The sequence below is a fragment of the Streptomyces sp. JJ66 genome (assembly GCF_019303495.1).
Lineage (GTDB): Bacteria > Actinomycetota > Actinomycetes > Streptomycetales > Streptomycetaceae > Streptomyces.
The window spans coordinates 130,999-147,693 of record NZ_JAEVFI010000032.1; the positions used below are offsets into that span (position 1 = coordinate 130,999).

Sequence of the window (16,695 nt, forward strand, 5' to 3'; positions counted from 1 at the left end):
TGCTCACCGGCCGCGTTCCCGGGGTTCCCTTATCCCGGGGGCCTGGCAATGGGGGCCGTGGGCGGCATGAGCGTCAGCTCGGACAGCATCGATGACCGCGCACCACCGGCCCAGCGAGGTATCCGCCATGGCACCAGCACCCCAGCACGACGACGCCACGCCCGCCGAACCTTCCCCCTTGCACCTGCACGTTCCCCCCGTCTACTGCCCCATCCCTACCACCCGTCACCCCCGCACAGACGAGTTCCGCGACAACGGGGCCAACTGGATGGCGGACCACGGTCTTTGCCCCGACGACCAGCAGCGTGACCGGGTCATCGGCACCCGCTCCGCGGAGTGGGTCGGCGACGCGGTCCCGGACGGCATCCCCGACCGCATGCAGATCTGGGCCGACTGGTTCTACCTGATGTTCGCCGTGGACGACTTCCACGACGAATACCCCAACTGGCACCAGGCCATCGACTTCTCGGCCCGCCTCGCCTGCACCATCGCCAACCCCGACGCCCAGGCGTTCCCGGCGGACAACCCCTTCGCCGCCCCGCTGCGCGACGTGGCACGGCGCTACCACGAACACGCCACCCCCACCCAGCTCAACCGGTGGACCCAGCACCACCGCGCCTGGCTGCTCGCCGTCTGCCGTCAAGTCGCTCTCGGCCACGCCGGGATCGTCCTGGACCTCAACGACTTTGTCACCATGCGCCTGCACACCTGCGCCGGTGAAGCCACCTACGCCCCCATGGAGATGGTGGTGGACGCCGAGGTCCCTGAAGCTGAGATGAGTTCGCCCGCCGTCCGCGCCCTCCGCGAGATGGCCGTCTTCGTCGCGGCCTGGGACAACGATCTCGGCTCCTACGGCAAGGAATGGTGGCTTTCCCAGCAGAACAGTGTTCGCCCCGACCCGGTTCCTGGCAACATCGTCGATATCCTGCTGCGCGGCACCGGCTGCACACTGGAACAAGCCCTCACGCGCTCCATCGCCATGCGCGACCGCGCGATGGTGCGCTTCCTGCGCCCGCGTGAACAGGTCCTGCCCCAGGCCAGCGAAGAACTGGCCCTGTTCCTGAACTACCTGGGCACCGGCATCAGCGGCAACATCACCGCAGCCTTCACCTCCGAGCGCTACACCCTGCCCGACCCCGCACACCCGGACGCCCTGAAGGTCACGTACTCCGTCCGCACCGAAGCCCCGCCCGACGCCGACCAGCCCCTGCCGCTGCCCGCCACCGCCTGGTGGTGGGACGACCTCTAGACCCGGGGCACGGGTTCGCACGTCCCAGGCGGCCCGGACCGCGTGTAGCGCGGCGGCTGAGCGGACGCCAGGACGGCGAAGGTGCCCCGCCTCGGCCCGTGGCCGGAGCGGGACACCTCGTGTGCGGGGCCAACCAGCCGCGCCAGGACGCCCGGAGGGTTCCGGGCTCCCGGCGCGTGCGGGGTGGCGCGGGTGTCAGTCCGGCCAGGTGCCGGTGAGGCGGTGGACGGCGGTGGCGCCGCCACGGTTCACCGTGGCCTTGACGGCGGCGAAGATCGCGCCCTGGAGCGCCGCGGCCAGCAGGATTTCCGGCCAGCCGCGGTGGGGGTCGGTGGCGTCGGGGGCGTCGTCGGCATGGCCCAGGCGTTTCCACACCTGCTGGAACACCGCGCCCGCTACCGCACCGCTGGCGATACCCGCGAGGAGACCGAAGGGCTTGTACGCGAGCTTGGCCGCGTTCATCGGCGGCCCTTCCGGCGCCGGGTCAGGAGAACGAACGCGAGGGCGGCGGCCAGGCCGCCGACGAGCAGGCCGCGATGGTCGCGGGCGGCGGTGCCCGCCAGGGCGGCCTTCTCCTGAACCGAAGCAGGGGTGTTGGCCTGGGCCTTGGCGGTCAGCGTCCGGGTGGTGCCGGTGAGCTGGTCCGTGGCCTGGGCGGCCTTGGCCCGCACCGGCTCTGGCGCCTTCTCGCGCACCGTCTGCGCCAGCTGCGCCGCCTTGGCCTTCGCCTGCCCTGCCTTGACCTTCGCCTGCCCGGTGAGCTCCGTCGCCTTCTGCCGGGCCTGCGCCTTGACGTCGGCCTTCCCGGCCAGCGCCTCGATCGTCACACCCAGTTCCTCGCGGGTGTGCTCGGCCTGCGCGCGCAGTTCCTCCGGCGTGACCTCGCTGCTGGGGGCGGGTTCCGTCATCGCTGTGCACTCTCCTTGATGTGGGCGACATCGGTCTTCACGTTGTCGATGGCCTCCTGCGGCGCGGGCGCCCCGGCCTGGGCGACTTCCTTCTTGCCCGCTGCCGCGAGGACGGCGGCGAGCGCGGACAGCGCGAACGTCACCACCAGGGCCGCCAGCCACGGCGGCCACACCAGGGCCAGGGCGATGATCACCGTCGCTACCGCTGCCTGGAGCGCGAACACCGCGACCAGGCCCGCCGCGCCGAACAGGCCGCCGCCGAGACCGAACCGTTTACCCTTCTGCTTCATCTCCACCTGCGCCAGGCGCAGTTCCGTGCGCACCAGCTGCGTCAGCTGCTCGGACGCCTGCTTGACGAGATCAGCTGCCGTGGCCTCCCGCAGCGGACCCGGCGGAGTCTTCGGTGAGCTGTCCATGGCGCGCGCATACCCACCGCCGCCCACGACACACCCGCCGGTCCAGGGGGCAGTACCGCACATCCGCCCCGGCCACCAGAGAGGCCGCCGCCTCAGCGTACGTACCGCGCTGTACCCGCCGCGGCCGTCCGCAGCGCACATGGCCGACAGCGCGTTGCCGCCCCACCTTCGACGGATCGCGGCACGCCCCCGCCGACAGCGCCCGCAGCACGTCCTGTCCGGTGGGCGGGCGCGGGGCGCGGGGCGCGGTGGCGGGGGCGCCTGCCAACCGCGCGGTAACCGAGCGGCGGCGTGGGGGCGGGGGCACCATCGAGATATGGCCGTGCTCGTCGGGACGTCCGGGTGGCAGTACCGGGACTGGCGCGGGGTGCTCTACCCGCCCGGGCTGCCGCAGCGGCTGTGGCTGGAGGGGTACGCGCGCCGCTTCCCGACCGTGGAGAGCAACAACGCCTTCTACCGCCTGCCCGCCCCGGAGACGTTCGCGGCCTGGCGGGAGCGGACCCCGCCCGGGTTCGTCATGGCGCTCAAGGCCAGCCGCTTCCTCACCCACATCCGGCGGCTGCGCGAACCCGAGGAGCCGGTGCGGCGGCTGCTGGCGCACGCCGGGCCGCTGGCGGAGCGGCACGGCCCGGTGCTGCTCCAGCTGCCGCCGACGCTACCCGAACTCTTGCCCAGTGCTCCACCCTTTAGGGTGGAGGTGCAGGGCATTCTTGCGTCGGCGGCCCGGAGGGGCGCAGCGCCACTGCTAAGGTCGCCTTGTCCGACAACGGAGTTGTCGGACCTACCGCCGGACGGGCGGGAGGTAAAGCCTGTGGAGACCTGGTGAGTCCGCTCCTCACCGAGCGGCACGGGTCCGTGAAGCAGGAACCCGCGGTGGCACCGCGTAGCGGTGCGGACCGGAATCGTAGCCCCTTCAGGGCAACGAGGACGTCAAGGCCGCCGCGCCCTGTCCACGTGGGCGGCCCGCATCGCCGACACCTGGCCCCCGGACGCCGACGTCTACGCCTACTTCAACAACGACCCCGGCGGCGCGGCCGTCCTCGACGCCACGCTGTTCACCCGGTTCACCCGCCCCACGGCCCCGGCGTCCCCGGACCGCCCGGCGGAACCGGCTCCCCGGCCGCCCCCACGATGAGGCGGGGCCGCAGCCGTGTGACGCCCCGGCCGACGCGGGACGCCCCCGCCCGCCCGGGCCACCCCAGAAAGCACGCCATTAGGCTGACCCCATGGCTGACGCGACATACAAGCTGATCCTCCTCCGTCACGGCGAGAGCGAGTGGAACGCGAAGAACCTGTTCACCGGCTGGGTGGACGTCAACCTGACCGACAAGGGCGAGACGGAGGCCGTGCGCGGCGGTGAGCTGATGGCCGACGCCGGTCTGCTCCCCGACGTCGTCCACACCTCGGTGCAGAAGCGGGCCATCCGCACCGCGAATCTCGCCCTGGAGGCGTGCGACCGCCACTGGATTCCCGTCCACCGCTCCTGGCGCCTGAACGAGCGCCACTACGGCGCGCTCCAGGGCAAGGACAAGGCCCAGACGCTCGCCGAGTTCGGCGAGGAGCAGTTCATGTTGTGGCGCCGTTCCTACGACACCCCGCCCCCGGTGCTGGAGGACGGCGCCGAGTGGAGCCAGGCCGACGACCCGCGCTACGCCATGATCCCGCCGGAGCTGCGCCCGCGCACCGAGTGCCTGAAGGACGTCGTCCACCGGATGATGCCCTACTGGTACGACAGCGTCGTCCCCGACCTCAGCACCGGCCGTACCGTCCTGCTCGCCGCCCACGGCAACAGCCTGCGCGCCCTGGTCAAGCACCTGGACGGCGTCTCCGACGCGGACATCGCCGGGCTCAACATCCCCACCGGCATCCCGCTCCTCTACGAGCTGGACGCCGCTTTCCACCCCACCAACCCCGGTGGCACCTACCTCGACCCGGAAGCCGCCAAGGCAGCCATCGAAGCGGTGAAGAACCAGGGCAAGAAGTAGCAAAGTAGCCCCTGGTGTATGACGAGGCCCCCGTGCGGAGAGCACGGGGGCCTCGTCGTACGCGCTGCCGTCAGTGGGCGGCTAGCCGCAGCTGCCGCCGCAGTTGCAGGGGCCGCCGGACTGGCAGCCGCAGGAGCAGCCGGGGCCACACCCGCACGACAGCGACAGCGACAACGCCAACGACGACAACGACGACAACGACGACAACATGGCCTCCGCCCTCCGCGGGCCTAACGTGTGCTTACGGAGTCGTGCCAACACCGTTTCCCTCCTCGGGCCGGTTCCCTCGGTAACTCCCAGGGAAGCGAGGCCACAGCGGACGCGGCAACGGCGCGCGGAGGGCGCGCGGAAGCAAGCGCGCGCGGCGGGCGGCGCTCGTCCCGCGCCCCCTGCTGTGTCCTGCCGCGTCAGTCGGACGCGGGCTCGTCGGCCGGGGACGACGCCGGGGAGTCCGGGGTCACAGGGGCCTGCGAAGACGTCGCGGCCGACGCGGCGGCCGGGGCGGTCTCGGTGGCGGCCACCGCGGCGGCCGGGTCCAGCTCGTCCGCGTAGTCGCCGGTGACCAGGTACACCACGCGCCGGGCCACCGAGACCGCGTGGTCGGCGAACCGCTCGTAGTAGCGGCCCAGCAGTGTCACGTCCACGGCCGTCTCGATGCCGTGCTTCCAGCGGTCGTCCATCAGGTGCTGGAACAGGGTGCGGTGCAGGTCGTCCATGCGGTCGTCGTCGTGCTCCAGCTGGAGCGCCAGCTCGACGTCCTTGGTGATCAGCACCTCGGCCGCCTTGGCCATGAGCCGCTGGGCGAGCTGGCCCATCTCCAGGATCGTGGCCTGGAGGTCGCGCGGGACGGCGGAGTCGGGGAAGCGCAGCCGGGCCACCTTGGCCACGTGCTGGGCCAGGTCGCCGGAGCGCTCCAGATCGGCGCTCATGCGCAGGCTGGTCACCACGATGCGCAGGTCGGTGGCGACGGGCTGCTGGCGCGCCAGCAGCTGGATGGCCTTGCTCTCCAGGCTCCGCTGGAGGTCGTCCACCTTGTCGTCGTTGGCGATCACGCTCTCGGCGAGCTTCAGGTCCGCGTCGAGCATGGCCGTGGTGGCACGGCCGATCGCGGAACCGACGAGCCGGGCCATCTCGACCAGGCTGTCGCCGATCGCATCCAGCTCCTCGTGGTACGCGTCCCGCATGGCAGTCCTTCCCTCGCTCCTGGGCTACGCCGGACAGGCCGGGCGTCGGCCGCTGTCCTACGCCTCCACGCTGGCGGGGGAAGGCGTCGGGCGCGACCCCGTCAAGTGAATCACCTACCACGTTCGGATGAACTCTGGGCGACGTAACAGAACGCGGTGGTCGCGGGTGGTGCGGCACCGGCGCCCTGAGCCCGTGTTTTCCGTTCTGCAGGGGTATGCGCCGCACCCAGTGAATCACCGCCGACCTGTCGGTGAACTCTGGGGGACGAGTGCCCGAGCTGAGCGGCCACACCCCGCGACCCCCGCTCCGGCCCGCTTAGTCTGAGGACATGGACGTGAACGCGGCGGTTGCCGCAGTGGCCGCGATCGCCGGTGTGTGCACGGGCGCTATCGCCGTCCTCGCGTTCCGCTGGAGTGAGCGCGAGCAGGCGCGGCCGACCCGCTCCTCGCTGCACACCGAGCCCGTGCTGCCGCCCGGTGTGGACACCGTGCTGTCCGTGCTGCGCTCGTCGGCCGTGGTCCTGGACGAGGCGGACGCCGTCGTCAAGGCCAGCTCGGCCGCGTACGCGCTGGGCCTGGTGCGCGGCGGCCGGCTGGCCGTGGAGCCGATGCTCCAGATGGCCCGCGAGACCCGGCGGGACGGCGAGATACGGCAGGTCGAGCTCGACCTCGCACGGCGCGGCAGAGGCGACGCCCTCGCGGTGTCCGCCCGCGTCGCCCCGCTCGGCTCCCGGCTGGTGCTGCTGCTGGTGGAGGACCTCACCGAGGCCCGCCGCATCGAGGCGATCCGCCGCGACTTCGTAGCCAACGTCAGCCACGAGCTGAAGACGCCCGTCGGCGCGCTGTCCCTGCTGTCCGAAGCCGTCCTGGACGCCAGCGACGACCCCGAGGCCGTCCGCCGCTTCGCCGGCCGCATGGAACACGAGGCGACCCGCCTGACCAGCCTCGTCCAGGAGCTCATCGACCTCTCCCGGGTGCAGAACGACAACCCGATGGAGGACTCCGAGCCCGTCTCCGTGGAGGAGCTGGTCGGCGAGGCCATCGACCGCTGCCGGCAGGGCGCGGACGCCAAGCAGATCACCATGGCCGCCGGCGGCGTCGAGGAGCTGCACGTCTTCGGCCACCGTGGCCAGCTCGCCGCCGCGCTCGGCAACCTGGTGGAGAACGCCGTCAACTACTCCCCGCCCCGCACCCGCGTCGGCATCGCCGCCCGCCGGGTGCCCGCGCCGGGCGGGGACATGATCGAGCTCGCCGTCACCGACCAGGGCATCGGTATCTCCGAACGCGACCGCGACCGGATCTTCGAGCGGTTCTACCGCGTCGATCCCGCCCGCTCCCGCGCCACCGGCGGTACCGGCCTCGGCCTGGCCATCGTCAAGCACGTGGCCGCCTCGCACGGCGGCGAGGTCACCGTGTGGAGCGCCGAGGGCCAGGGCTCGACCTTCACCCTGCGCCTTCCCGAGGCGGGCAGCGCCCGGGAGAAGGCCGAGGAAAGCCGCCGCAGCCGCACCCGGCTCAGCGGCGCACTGCACAAACCCGGCGAGTACGTGGGCCCTGACGACGGCGAGGAAGCCGACATCGTGGACCCCGTCGAGGCCCGCCCAAGAGAACCACACGCATCCCCGGAGGTCCTTCCGTGACCCGAGTGCTCGTCGTCGAGGACGAGGAGTCGTTCAGCGACGCTCTGTCCTACATGCTGCGCAAGGAGGGCTTCGAGGTCGCCGTAGCGGCCACCGGGCCCGACGGGCTGGACGAGTTCGAGCGCAACGGCGCCGACCTCGTGCTGCTGGACCTCATGCTGCCGGGGCTGCCCGGTACCGAGGTCTGCCGTCAGCTGCGCAGCCAGAGCAGCGTGCCCGTCATCATGGTGACGGCCAAGGACAGCGAGATCGACAAGGTCGTCGGCCTGGAGATAGGCGCCGACGACTACGTCACCAAGCCGTTCTCCTCGCGCGAGCTGGTCGCCCGCATCCGCGCGGTGCTGCGGCGCCGGGGCGAGCCGGAGGAGACGGTCCCCGCCGCGCTGGAGGCCGGTCCCGTGCGCATGGACGTGGACCGCCACGTGGTCACCGTCTCCGGCGGCAAGGTGGACCTGCCGCTCAAGGAGTTCGACCTGCTGGAGATGCTGCTGCGCAACGCCGGGCGGGTGCTGACGCGGATGCAGCTGATCGACCGGGTGTGGGGCGCGGACTACGTGGGCGACACCAAGACGCTCGACGTGCACGTCAAGCGGCTGCGCGCGAAGATCGAGCCGGACCCGGGCGCGCCCCGCTACCTGGTCACGGTCCGCGGCCTGGGCTACAAGTTCGAGCCCTGACAGACGGGGCGTCACGAAAACCGCCGGACGGGCTCACGCGAGGGTGAGCCCGTCCGGCGGTGTGGTGCGCGAAGGGTGACGGAACCGGAATCAGCGCGCTGCGGACTATTCCGCCTCACCTGGCGTCTGGGCCGTCTCCGGCGCCTCGGTGCCAGCCGGGGTTTCCGCGCCAGCCGGTGCCTCAGCGTCGTCCGGGGCCTGCTCCTCGCCCGGGGCCTCCTCGCCCGGGGTCTGCCCGTCGTCCGGCGACTGGGCGCCCTCCGGCGAACCCGTGGGCTCCTGCGACGGGCCCCACTCGGAGTAGGTCAGCTGCGAGGCGGGGACGACCAGCGCGGGGACCTCGATGGCGCCCGTCTCGCTCAGCTCGAACGTCAGCGGCTGCGCCGCGCCGTCGGTGATGCCCTGGGCGGCGGCGTCCTCGATGACGGCGGCCGCGTTGCCCTCGCCGCCGAGCATCAGGTGGCCGCCGGCCGGAACCGTCAGTTCGCCGCCCTCCGCCGGGGAGAGCTGTGCCTCGCCGGAGCCGTCATCGGAGGCGAAGGTGATCGCCTCCAGGGTCTCGTCCTCGGTGCCCTCGTTGAAGATCCGGGCGGTGATGGCGGCGGGACCCTCGCCGTCCTCCGTGGTCACCACGGAGATGTTCTGGATCTCGATATCGCCCTGCGTCACGTACGCGTGGTCGGGGCGGATCTCGTTGGTCGCTGCGTTGACTCCCGCGCCGCACCCGACCAGCGCGGAGGACGAGAGCGCGAGGACGGCGGCGACGGCGCCGCGTCGAAGGCTGCTGCGGCTGCTGCTCACGGCGGCGCATCTCCTAGCAGTGATGAAGGCTTGTCTGTCAGCGGCAGCGTACCGACCCTGGGCGCCGTGTCCGCACCCGCCCCGCCCCTGTCCACGCGGCCCGGGCTCCGCGCGGGGTCGCGTCCGCGCCGCGCCTGGCTCCCCGCCGAGCCTCCGTCAGGTCTCCGGCGAGTCGCCCCGGGTCCGCGCGCGTCGGGGTCCGGGGGCGGCGGGGGCGCGTCTCCGAGACGCGTCGGCATTCGGGCCGGGAGGAATGCCCGCGCCCCTCGGAAATCGATCTTCAGACCGTTCGCGGTCGCGTTGCCGGAAGCATCGCGGAGTTGTCGTGATCGGTGTGAAGGGCTGGAACACGCACGGTGACAAGGGGGGCGAATCGGTCACGCCTCGGGTCCTTCGCGCGGGTAACGGCGGCGTTTCCTTTCCTGGTCAGAGGTGCCCCCACCTGCGAATACCCGCTTGCATGAGGGTGCCGCAGCACGATAAGGGCGCTGTTGTCAAGCCCCGAGATGTGCTCTGACCTGCGAAAACGCCATTCGGTGCGGCCCTCTCTCGTGCTATCCTGGATAGCCACGGAAGGGGTACCTGTCACATGACGTTCAAGGTTGGCGACACCGTGGTCTATCCCCATCACGGGGCCGCGCTGATCGAGGCCATCGAGACTCGTCAGATCAAAGGCGTGGACAAGACCTACTTGGTTCTGAAGGTCGCCCAAGGCGACCTCGAAGTTCGTGTGCCGGCGGAAAACGCCGAACTGGTCGGCGTACGGGATGTGGTGGGGCAGGACGGCCTGGAGCGCGTCTTCGATGTGCTGCGCGCGCCGTATGCCGAGGAGCCCACCAACTGGTCCCGCCGCTACAAGGCGAACCTGGAGAAGCTTGCCTCCGGTGACGTCATCAAGGTGGCCGAGGTCGTCCGCGACCTGTGGCGCCGGGAGCGTGAGCGCGGCCTCTCCGCAGGGGAGAAGCGCATGCTCGCCAAGGCGCGGCAGATCCTCGTCAGCGAACTCGCACTGGCCGAGAACACCAACGAGGACAAGGCCGAGGCCCTGCTCGACGAGGTGCTGGCTTCCTGAGCCGGGCTGGTTTCCCGCACCGGGAGCCACCAGGGGTCTGCGAGCGGTCATGAGACCACCGGTGATGGCGCCACCGCCTCGCACCGCCGTCGCGTGAGATGCCGCGGCGCTCGAACGGCGGCCCTACGGCCGTCCGTTACCGGGCGCTGCGGCATTTCCGTCGCCGGACGTGGCGATCGGGGAGACCGACGCCCGGACGACAGCCCCCTGCGCACCCATCGCCGACGAGCGGCGTACCGTCGTGCGGCGAAGAATGCCGGGCCCGGGCAGCCGACGCGATCGGTTGTCACGGAAGGGACCGATCAGGGTCTCGTACCCGGCACGTTCTGGCCATACCCATCCCGGATGAGGACACAAACCTGAACGTGCAACCAAGGTCCGATGAGCAGCCCGCCGACGCGGCCGGGATGACGACGGCAGCCCTCCCGCGCACCGCTCCGTCGCGCACCGCTCCGCCCGCCGCGCGGACCGCCGCCGTCATCCCGGCCGCCGGACGCGGCGTGCGGCTTGGCCCCGGAGCGCCCAAGGCGCTGCGCGCGCTCGGCGGTACGCCCCTCCTCGTGCACGCCGTGCGGGCGGTGGCCCGTGCCCGCGAGGTCGGCCTCGTCGTCGTCGTCGCGCCGCCACAGGCCGCCGCCGAGGTGCGCCACCTCCTCGACGCCCATCCGCTGCCCGCCGCGCCCGCCGCCCAGGGCGCGGATGTCGTCGTCGTCCCCGGCGGGGCCACCCGGCAGGAGTCCGTGCGCCGTGGCTTGGACGCCCTGCCCGGGGAGGTGGAGATCGTCCTCGTGCACGACGCGGCCCGCCCGCTGGTGCCCGCCGACACCGTGGACGCCGTAGCCGCCGCCGTGCGCGCCGGTGCGCCCGCCGTCGTCCCCGCGCTGCCGCTGACGGACACCGTCAAGGAGGTCGAGCCGCAGGCTGCCGGTGCGCCCGAGCCGGTCATCAGCACGCCCGCCCGGGCCCGGCTGCGCGCGGTCCAGACGCCGCAGGGTTTCCAGCGCGCGGTGCTCGCCGAGGCGCACGCGGCCTTCGCCGGCGCGGGGGAGGGCGCCACGGACGACGCCGGGATGGTCGAGCGGCTCGGCCAGCCGGTCGTCGTCGTCCCCGGGCACGAGGAGGCGTTCAAGGTGACCCGGCCGCTGGACCTCGTGCTGGCCGAGGCCGTGCTCACCCGGCGGAGGGCCGATGGCTACTGAGCCCCCGGGCGGCGTCGCCGTGCCGCTGGTCGGCATCGGCACCGACGTGCACGCCTTCGAAGCCGGACGCCCGCTGTGGTGCGCGGGACTGCGGTGGGAGGACGGCGACGGGCTCGCCGGTCACTCCGACGGTGACGTCGCCGCGCACGCCGCCTGCGACGCCCTGTTCTCCGCCGCTGGGGCCGGTGACCTCGGCGCCCACTTCGGCACCGACCGCCCGGAGTGGTCCGGCGCGTCCGGCGTCACGCTGCTCACGGAGGCGGCGCGCATCGTCCGGGCTGAGGGATTCACCGTCGGCAACATCGCGATCCAGGTCATCGGGGTGCGGCCGAAGATCGGCAAGCGGCGGGCGGAGGCGCAGCGGGTGCTGTCGGCGGCGGTCGGCGCGCCGGTCTCCGTCTCCGGCACCACGACGGACGGGCTGGGCCTGACGGGCCGCGCCGAGGGCCTGGCCGCGATCGCCACAGCATTGCTCGTGCGGGCCTGACCCCCACCTGAGCCCGCACTCGGCACGCCCGCCGACCGCGGGAAGAGACGAGCCAGGGGAGTGGTTGACGCCTCCGGGGCGTGCCAAAGCGGCCCGCCCCGGGTAGGCGTCGAGGCGTCAACCACGCACAGGGAACATGCACAGGGAAGGGGCACCCGTGGCAGCCGCACTGTCCGACCAGCTCAAGCAGGTTCTCGACGGCAAGGTCTTCCTCACCGTCGCCACCATCCAGCCCGACGGCCGCCCCCAGGTCTCCCCGGTCTGGGTCAAGCGGGACGGCGACGACGTGCTGTTCTCCACCACGGTCGGCCGGCAGAAGGAGAAGAACCTGCGCCGGGACCCGCGCGTCAGCGTCGTCGTCCAGCCCGCTACCTCCCCCTACCAGTACGCCGAGATCCGTGGCACCGCCGAGCTGACCACCGAAGGCGGCCAGGAGCTGATCGACGAGCTGTCGATGAAGTACGCGGGCAAGCCGTACGCCGACTTCAACCCGGCCTCCGGTCAGGACGCCGAGCGCGTCGTGGTGCGCGTGCGGCCCGAGCGCGTCGTCGGCATGGGCGGCCTGGCCTGACCGCACTTCGGGGGCGGCACGGGCACCGCCTGTGGACAGCGCCGCGCTGCCCCGCGCCGACCGCGCGGGGCAGCCGCCGTCTTCTACTACCCTTGACGGGTGACTCTTCGCCTGTACGACACCAGCGCCCGGCAGATCCGTGACTTCCAGCCCCTCACCGAGGGCTGCGTCTCGATCTACCTGTGCGGTGCCACCGTGCAGGCCGCCCCGCACATCGGGCACATCCGCTCCGGGCTCAACTTCGACGTCATGCGCCGCTGGTTCACCTACCGCGGCTACCAGGTGAGCTTCGTCCGCAACGTCACCGACATCGACGACAAGATCATCGCCAAGGCCGCCGAGCAGGGCCGCCCGTGGTGGGCGATCGGCTTCGAGAACGAGCGGGCCTTCACCGACGGCTACACCGCGCTCGGCTGCCTGCCGCCGACGTACGAGCCGCGCGCCACCGGGCACATCCCGGAAATGGTGGAGATGATGCACGCCCTTATCGAGCGCGGGCACGCCTACGCCGCCGAGGGCAACGTCTACTTCGACGTCCGCTCCTACGACCGCTACCTCGCGCTGTCCGGGCAGGACCTGGACCACCTGCGCCAGCCCTCCGGCGAGGGCGAGACCGGCAAGCGCGACCCGCGCGACTTCGCCCTGTGGAAGGCCGCCAAGCCCGGCGAGCCGTCCTGGCCCAGCCCCTGGGGCCCGGGCCGTCCCGGCTGGCACCTGGAGTGCTCGGCCATGGCGCACAAGTACCTGGGCCCCGCGTTCGACATCCACGGCGGCGGTGTTGACCTGGTCTTCCCGCACCACGAGAACGAGATCGCCCAGTCCGCCGCGTACGGGGACGACTTCGCCGCCTACTGGCTGCACAACGCCTGGGTGACGATGAGCGGCGAGAAGATGTCCAAGTCGCTGGGCAACTCGGTGCTCGTCTCCGAGATGGTCAAGCAGTGGCGTCCCATCGTGCTGCGCTACTACCTGGGCACCCCGCACTACCGCTCCACCATCGAGTACAGCGAGGAGGCGCTGCGCGAGGCGGACACCGCGTTCGCGCGCATCGAGGGGTTCATGCACCGCGCGGCGGAGCGCACCGGGCTGGTCGAGCCGTCCGCCGAGGTGCCGCCGGAGTTCGCCGCCGCGATGGACGAGGACTTCGGCGTGCCGCAGGCCATGGCCGTCGTCCACACCACCGTGCGGCACGGCAACGCCGCGCTGACCGCCGGTGACAAGGACACGACCGCCACCGCGCTCGCCGACCTGCGCGCCATGCTCGGCGTCCTCGGCCTCGACCCGTTCGACGCTCACTGGGCGGGCGCGGGCCACGAGAGCGGCGAGCAGCTGCACGGCGTCGTCGATGCGCTGGTACGGCTGGTGCTCCAGCAGCGGCAGGCGGCGCGGGGCCGCAAGGACTACGCCACCGCCGACGCCATCCGCGACGAGCTGCGGCGCGCGGGCCTGGTCATCGAGGACACCCCGCAGGGCCCGCGCTGGGAGCTGGGCACCCCCTGAGGTACGCGGCCACCGGCCGCTTGCGTCATCATCGAAACGTCACGCTTCACCCGAAAGAAGGACCCTCCCATGGCCGGGAACAGCCAGCGGCGCAACCGCCGCACGTCCAACAAGAAGGGCGCGCAGGTCGGCAGCGGCGGCAAGCGGCGCCGGAGCCTGGAGGGCAAGGGCCCCACCCCGCCCGCCGAGATGCGCAAGGGCCACGCCAAGCAGCGCGCGGCGCAGGCCCGTGCCCGCCGCGCCACCGGACGGCCCGCACCGCGCCGGGGCGGGCCGAAGGGCACCGCCGAACTGGTCGTCGGCCGCAACCCGGTGTTCGAGGCGCTGCGTGACGGCGTCCCCGCGACGACGCTGTACGTGCAGCAGTTCATCGACAGCGACGACCGGGTGCGCGACGCGCTCAAGCTCGCTACCGACCGTGGCGGCATCCACCTGCTGGAGGCGCCCAGGCCGGAGCTGGACCGTCTCACCGGGGGCCTGAACCACCAGGGCCTCGTCCTGCAGGTGCCGCCCTATGACTACGCCCACCCCGAGGACCTGGCCGCCGCCGCGTTCGACGACGGCGAGGACCCGCTGATCGTCGCCCTCGACGGTGTCACCGACCCGCGCAACCTCGGCGCGGTGGTGCGCTCGGTGGCCGCGTTCGGCGGACACGGCGTCGTCGTGCCCGAGCGCCGCGCCGCCGGGATGACGGCCGGGGCGTGGAAGACCTCCGCCGGAACCGCCGCCCGCACGCCGGTCGCGCGCGCCACCAACCTCACCCGGGCGCTCCAGGCGTACCAGAAGGCCGGGCTGATGGTCGTCGGGCTCGCGGCCGACGGCGAGGCCGAGGTAGGCGACCTGGCCGCGCTGGAGGGTCCCGTCGTCGTCGTCATCGGCAGCGAGGGCAAGGGCCTGTCCCGCCTGGTCAGCGAGACGTGCGACGTGCGGGTGCGGATTCCCATGCCGGGCGGCGCGGAATCCCTCAACGCGGGTGTCGCGGCGGGCGTGACCCTGTACGAGGCGGCCCGCCTGCGCCGCCGCTAGGGCGTGTTTCGAAAGTAGCGTCGTTCGCCCGGAGGGCGGGGCTGGGGGCGGCTGGTGCGTGNCTGGTGCGTGCGATCGCAAGGCGGAGGGAGGAAAGCGCAGCGGGCTGCGCTGACGACCGACAACGCCGCGAGCGTGCGTGCCAGGCGTTCCCAGCCAGACGGGACTTTCGAAACACACCCTAGCGCCTTCCGGCTGCCGTCACGGCCCGCGCCGGGGGACCGCCGCGCGTCCACCGGCGCGGGCCGTGCCCCGGCTGAGGCGGGTGGGAATTGACGTGGCGCGGACAGATCGGCGGGGTCAAGGCAGTGTCTTATGTGTCCCTCACTCGGTTAGATGAGTGTGGACACCAGAACTCCCCGCACGCCCACTGGGGGAAGCCCGGGCGGCTTCATCGACGACGAGCCGATCCTCAGCTCCGTCAAGGTGCCGAGCGACCCGGCCCAGGTCATTGTCAACAACGTGAGCTTCCGGGTAAAGCTCGCCACGCCGACGCCCCAGAGCGCGGCCCTGGCGGGCAGTGCCCAGGGGAGTTCCCTGGCCGACACCGCGCCCATCCCGGCCGTCCCCGCCGTCCGCGCCGCCCGGCCCGTCCCGGCCGCCGCCGCGCCCGCGTCCGCCCTCCGGCCCGCCGTCGCACCGGCCGCCGGTGCCGCCGCCACCGCCGTCAAGCGGCGGGCTCCGGTGGTGTGGAGCGGCCGCAGCATCCCGGGTGACGCCGCCGCCGACCTGCTCCAGGCCGCCCGCCCCGGCGGGCTGGGCGCCGTGCCGCCGCAGGGCGAACGCCCGGGTGACGGCGCGTCCCAGGAGACGCGGGTCATGCCGCGCGTCGCCCCGGAGCTGACGCTGCCGCCGTCCGTCATCAGCCCCCGGTCCTCCGGCCACGACGACGGCGACCCCGGTGGCCGGTACCCGAAGGACGGGTACCGGGGCCACGAGGGCCGTGACGGCTACGAGCGCTATGAGGGCCACGCGAGCTACGACGCCTACGACGACGAGCGGCGGGCCGCCCGCGAGGAGCGGGAGGCCGGGGACCGGGCGCGGCACGCCTACTACCCGGGCCGCCGCATGAACCTCGGCGTCGTGCTGCTGCCGCTGCGCGTGTTCCTCGGCTTCATCTCCGTCTACGCGGGCATGGGCAAGCTGACGGACCCGGTCTACTTCGACGGCGGCGACCGCGGGTCCATGGTGAGCTGGCTCAGCTCGCTGGAACCGTGGACGATCGCCGGGCCGCTGCACAGCCTCGCCCTGTCGCACCCGGTGGGCGCCGGGCTGACGGTGGCGTTCCTCCAGATCATCGTCGGTGTGCTGACCGTCTTCGGGCTGTGGCAGCGGCTGGCGGCCTCCGTCGGCGCGCTGCTGTCGGCGGCGCTGCTGGTGACGGTGAGCTGGCGCACCGTCCCGGTGTACGACGCGCCGGACATCATCTACCTGGCCGCCTGGTCGCCGCTGATCATCGCGGGCGCGCCGGTCTACTCGCTGGACGCCCGGCTGGCGGGCGAGGCGTGGCGGCGCCTTGGCCCCCGGGCCGCGCTCGCCGACCTGCGGGGCCGCGTGCTGCGGCGCGGCGCGGTGCTGGCCACCCTCATCGTCGGCCTGGCCCTGCTCGTCGGTTCACTGCTGGGCAGCGCGGTGCGTTCCGCGCAGGTCACCACCGTTCCGGAGCCGGGCGAGGGGCCGCTGCGCAACAACCTGCCGGGCGAGCCGCTGCCGGGCGAGTCGGCGCGACCCAGCCAGCGCGCGACGACCGGGCCCACGGCCGGACCGACCGCCGGGCCCACCGCGCAGCCCAGCACCGCGCCCACCGAGCAGCCCGCCGAGCCCACGGCCGGTCCCGAAGGCGCGCCGGAGCCCGGAACCGGCGGGCAGAACCAGACGATTCCGGCGCCGCAGCAGCCCGCCGCGCCGGAGCCGCCCCCGGCCGCTCCCGAGCCCCCGCCCGCCCCGGAGCCCCCGGCCGCGCCGCAGCCCACCGCGGGC

Annotated in this window: 16 protein-coding genes and 1 pseudogene; 12 read left to right on the plus strand and 5 right to left on the minus strand. The window is 72.9% G+C overall.

Features of this window, described 5'->3' with window-relative positions; all coding sequences use genetic code 11:
- Positions 1 to 127 precede the first annotated feature (127 nt).
- On the plus strand, positions 128 to 1,249 hold the full coding sequence (locus JJV70_RS19870; protein WP_219049375.1) for a terpene synthase family protein: 1,122 nt from the start codon (positions 128 to 130) through the stop codon (positions 1,247 to 1,249).
- A 195-nt stretch (positions 1,250 to 1,444) separates the two neighbouring features.
- On the opposite strand, the gene JJV70_RS19875 is transcribed toward JJV70_RS19870, so the two are convergent.
- From JJV70_RS19875 to JJV70_RS19885, 3 genes are read right to left on the minus strand one after another with little or no spacing between them, the layout of a single operon-like run.
- A complete protein-coding gene (locus tag JJV70_RS19875) occupies positions 1,445 to 1,711 on the minus strand; it encodes a DUF4235 domain-containing protein (RefSeq protein ID WP_219049376.1) in 267 nt (88 codons plus the stop codon).
- Positions 1,708 to 2,157, minus strand: coding sequence for a DUF3618 domain-containing protein (locus JJV70_RS19880; RefSeq protein WP_219049377.1), 450 nt, complete (start codon positions 2,155 to 2,157; stop codon positions 1,708 to 1,710). Before JJV70_RS19880 ends, JJV70_RS19875 begins: the two co-directional genes overlap by 4 nt.
- Positions 2,154 to 2,573 carry a phage holin family protein gene (locus JJV70_RS19885; RefSeq protein ID WP_219049378.1) on the minus strand — a complete coding sequence of 140 codons (420 nt, stop codon included), beginning with the start codon at positions 2,571 to 2,573 and terminating at the stop codon, positions 2,154 to 2,156. The genes JJV70_RS19880 and JJV70_RS19885 overlap by 4 nt, the downstream gene beginning before the upstream one ends.
- A 316-nt stretch (positions 2,574 to 2,889) precedes the next feature.
- On the opposite strand from JJV70_RS19885, the pseudogene JJV70_RS23575 reads away from it, so the two are divergent.
- Together JJV70_RS23575 and JJV70_RS19895 are read left to right on the plus strand one after the other, a co-directional pair.
- A pseudogene (locus tag JJV70_RS23575) lies at positions 2,890 to 3,708 on the plus strand (DUF72 domain-containing protein).
- A gap of 91 nt (positions 3,709 to 3,799) precedes the next feature.
- Positions 3,800 to 4,558, plus strand: a complete 759-nt coding sequence (locus tag JJV70_RS19895; RefSeq protein ID WP_219049379.1) for a phosphoglyceromutase — start codon at positions 3,800 to 3,802, stop codon at positions 4,556 to 4,558.
- A gap of 407 nt (positions 4,559 to 4,965) precedes the next feature.
- Here JJV70_RS19895 and phoU read toward each other — a convergent pair whose 3' ends face one another.
- Complete coding sequence (phoU, locus tag JJV70_RS19900; RefSeq protein ID WP_257574230.1) at positions 4,966 to 5,742, minus strand: phosphate signaling complex protein PhoU; 777 nt, start codon at positions 5,740 to 5,742, stop codon at positions 4,966 to 4,968.
- 329 nt (positions 5,743 to 6,071) lie between these two features.
- Between phoU and JJV70_RS19905 the strand changes: the two genes are divergently transcribed.
- Together JJV70_RS19905 and JJV70_RS19910 are read left to right on the plus strand one after the other, a co-directional pair.
- Positions 6,072 to 7,382 carry a cell wall metabolism sensor histidine kinase WalK gene (locus tag JJV70_RS19905; RefSeq protein WP_219049380.1) on the plus strand — a complete coding sequence of 437 codons (1,311 nt, stop codon included), beginning with the start codon at positions 6,072 to 6,074 and terminating at the stop codon, positions 7,380 to 7,382.
- Entirely contained in the window at positions 7,379 to 8,059 is a 681-nt protein-coding gene (locus tag JJV70_RS19910) for a response regulator transcription factor (protein ID WP_219049381.1), read from the plus strand. The genes JJV70_RS19905 and JJV70_RS19910 overlap by 4 nt, the downstream gene beginning before the upstream one ends.
- A 105-nt stretch (positions 8,060 to 8,164) precedes the next feature.
- Here JJV70_RS19910 and JJV70_RS19915 read toward each other — a convergent pair whose 3' ends face one another.
- Positions 8,165 to 8,860 carry a DUF461 domain-containing protein gene (locus JJV70_RS19915; protein ID WP_219049382.1) on the minus strand — a complete coding sequence of 232 codons (696 nt, stop codon included), beginning with the start codon at positions 8,858 to 8,860 and terminating at the stop codon, positions 8,165 to 8,167.
- 589 nt (positions 8,861 to 9,449) lie between these two features.
- On the opposite strand from JJV70_RS19915, the gene JJV70_RS19920 reads away from it, so the two are divergent.
- From JJV70_RS19920 to JJV70_RS19950, 7 genes are all read left to right on the plus strand, one after another.
- Entirely contained in the window at positions 9,450 to 9,932 is a 483-nt protein-coding gene (locus JJV70_RS19920) for a CarD family transcriptional regulator (RefSeq protein ID WP_219049383.1), read from the plus strand.
- A gap of 407 nt (positions 9,933 to 10,339) precedes the next feature.
- Positions 10,340 to 11,131 carry a 2-C-methyl-D-erythritol 4-phosphate cytidylyltransferase gene (ispD, locus tag JJV70_RS19925; RefSeq protein ID WP_219049407.1) on the plus strand — a complete coding sequence of 264 codons (792 nt, stop codon included), beginning with the start codon at positions 10,340 to 10,342 and terminating at the stop codon, positions 11,129 to 11,131.
- On the plus strand, positions 11,121 to 11,618 hold the full coding sequence (gene ispF / locus JJV70_RS19930) for a 2-C-methyl-D-erythritol 2,4-cyclodiphosphate synthase (protein WP_219049384.1): 498 nt from the start codon (positions 11,121 to 11,123) through the stop codon (positions 11,616 to 11,618). The genes ispD and ispF overlap by 11 nt, the downstream gene beginning before the upstream one ends.
- Before the next feature lie 157 nt (positions 11,619 to 11,775).
- Positions 11,776 to 12,189 (plus strand): PPOX class F420-dependent oxidoreductase, encoded by a 414-nt coding sequence (locus JJV70_RS19935; RefSeq protein WP_219049385.1) that lies wholly within the window; start codon positions 11,776 to 11,778, stop codon positions 12,187 to 12,189.
- 99 nt (positions 12,190 to 12,288) lie between these two features.
- A complete protein-coding gene (gene cysS, locus JJV70_RS19940; RefSeq protein WP_219049386.1) occupies positions 12,289 to 13,689 on the plus strand; it encodes a cysteine--tRNA ligase in 1,401 nt (466 codons plus the stop codon).
- A 69-nt stretch (positions 13,690 to 13,758) separates the two neighbouring features.
- On the plus strand, positions 13,759 to 14,715 hold the full coding sequence (gene rlmB / locus JJV70_RS19945) for a 23S rRNA (guanosine(2251)-2'-O)-methyltransferase RlmB (protein ID WP_219049387.1): 957 nt from the start codon (positions 13,759 to 13,761) through the stop codon (positions 14,713 to 14,715).
- A 336-nt stretch (positions 14,716 to 15,051) separates the two neighbouring features.
- A partial coding sequence (locus tag JJV70_RS19950) for a DoxX family membrane protein (RefSeq protein WP_219049388.1) occupies positions 15,052 to 16,695 on the plus strand: 1,644 nt, incomplete at its 3' end.

Coding starts and splice junctions, on each gene's coding strand:
- JJV70_RS19870 (WP_219049375.1), top strand. CDS start 128: ATGGCACCAGCACCCCAGCACGACGACGCCACGCCCGCCGAACCTTCC.
- JJV70_RS19875 (WP_219049376.1), bottom strand. CDS start 1,711: ATGAACGCGGCCAAGCTCGCGTACAAGCCCTTCGGTCTCCTCGCGGGT.
- JJV70_RS19880 (WP_219049377.1), bottom strand. CDS start 2,157: ATGACGGAACCCGCCCCCAGCAGCGAGGTCACGCCGGAGGAACTGCGC.
- JJV70_RS19885 (WP_219049378.1), bottom strand. CDS start 2,573: ATGGACAGCTCACCGAAGACTCCGCCGGGTCCGCTGCGGGAGGCCACG.
- JJV70_RS19895 (WP_219049379.1), top strand. CDS start 3,800: ATGGCTGACGCGACATACAAGCTGATCCTCCTCCGTCACGGCGAGAGC.
- phoU (WP_257574230.1), bottom strand. CDS start 5,742: ATGCGGGACGCGTACCACGAGGAGCTGGATGCGATCGGCGACAGCCTG.
- JJV70_RS19905 (WP_219049380.1), top strand. CDS start 6,072: ATGGACGTGAACGCGGCGGTTGCCGCAGTGGCCGCGATCGCCGGTGTG.
- JJV70_RS19920 (WP_219049383.1), top strand. CDS start 9,450: ATGACGTTCAAGGTTGGCGACACCGTGGTCTATCCCCATCACGGGGCC.
- ispD (WP_219049407.1), top strand. CDS start 10,340: ATGACGACGGCAGCCCTCCCGCGCACCGCTCCGTCGCGCACCGCTCCG.
- ispF (WP_219049384.1), top strand. CDS start 11,121: ATGGCTACTGAGCCCCCGGGCGGCGTCGCCGTGCCGCTGGTCGGCATC.
- rlmB (WP_219049387.1), top strand. CDS start 13,759: ATGGCCGGGAACAGCCAGCGGCGCAACCGCCGCACGTCCAACAAGAAG.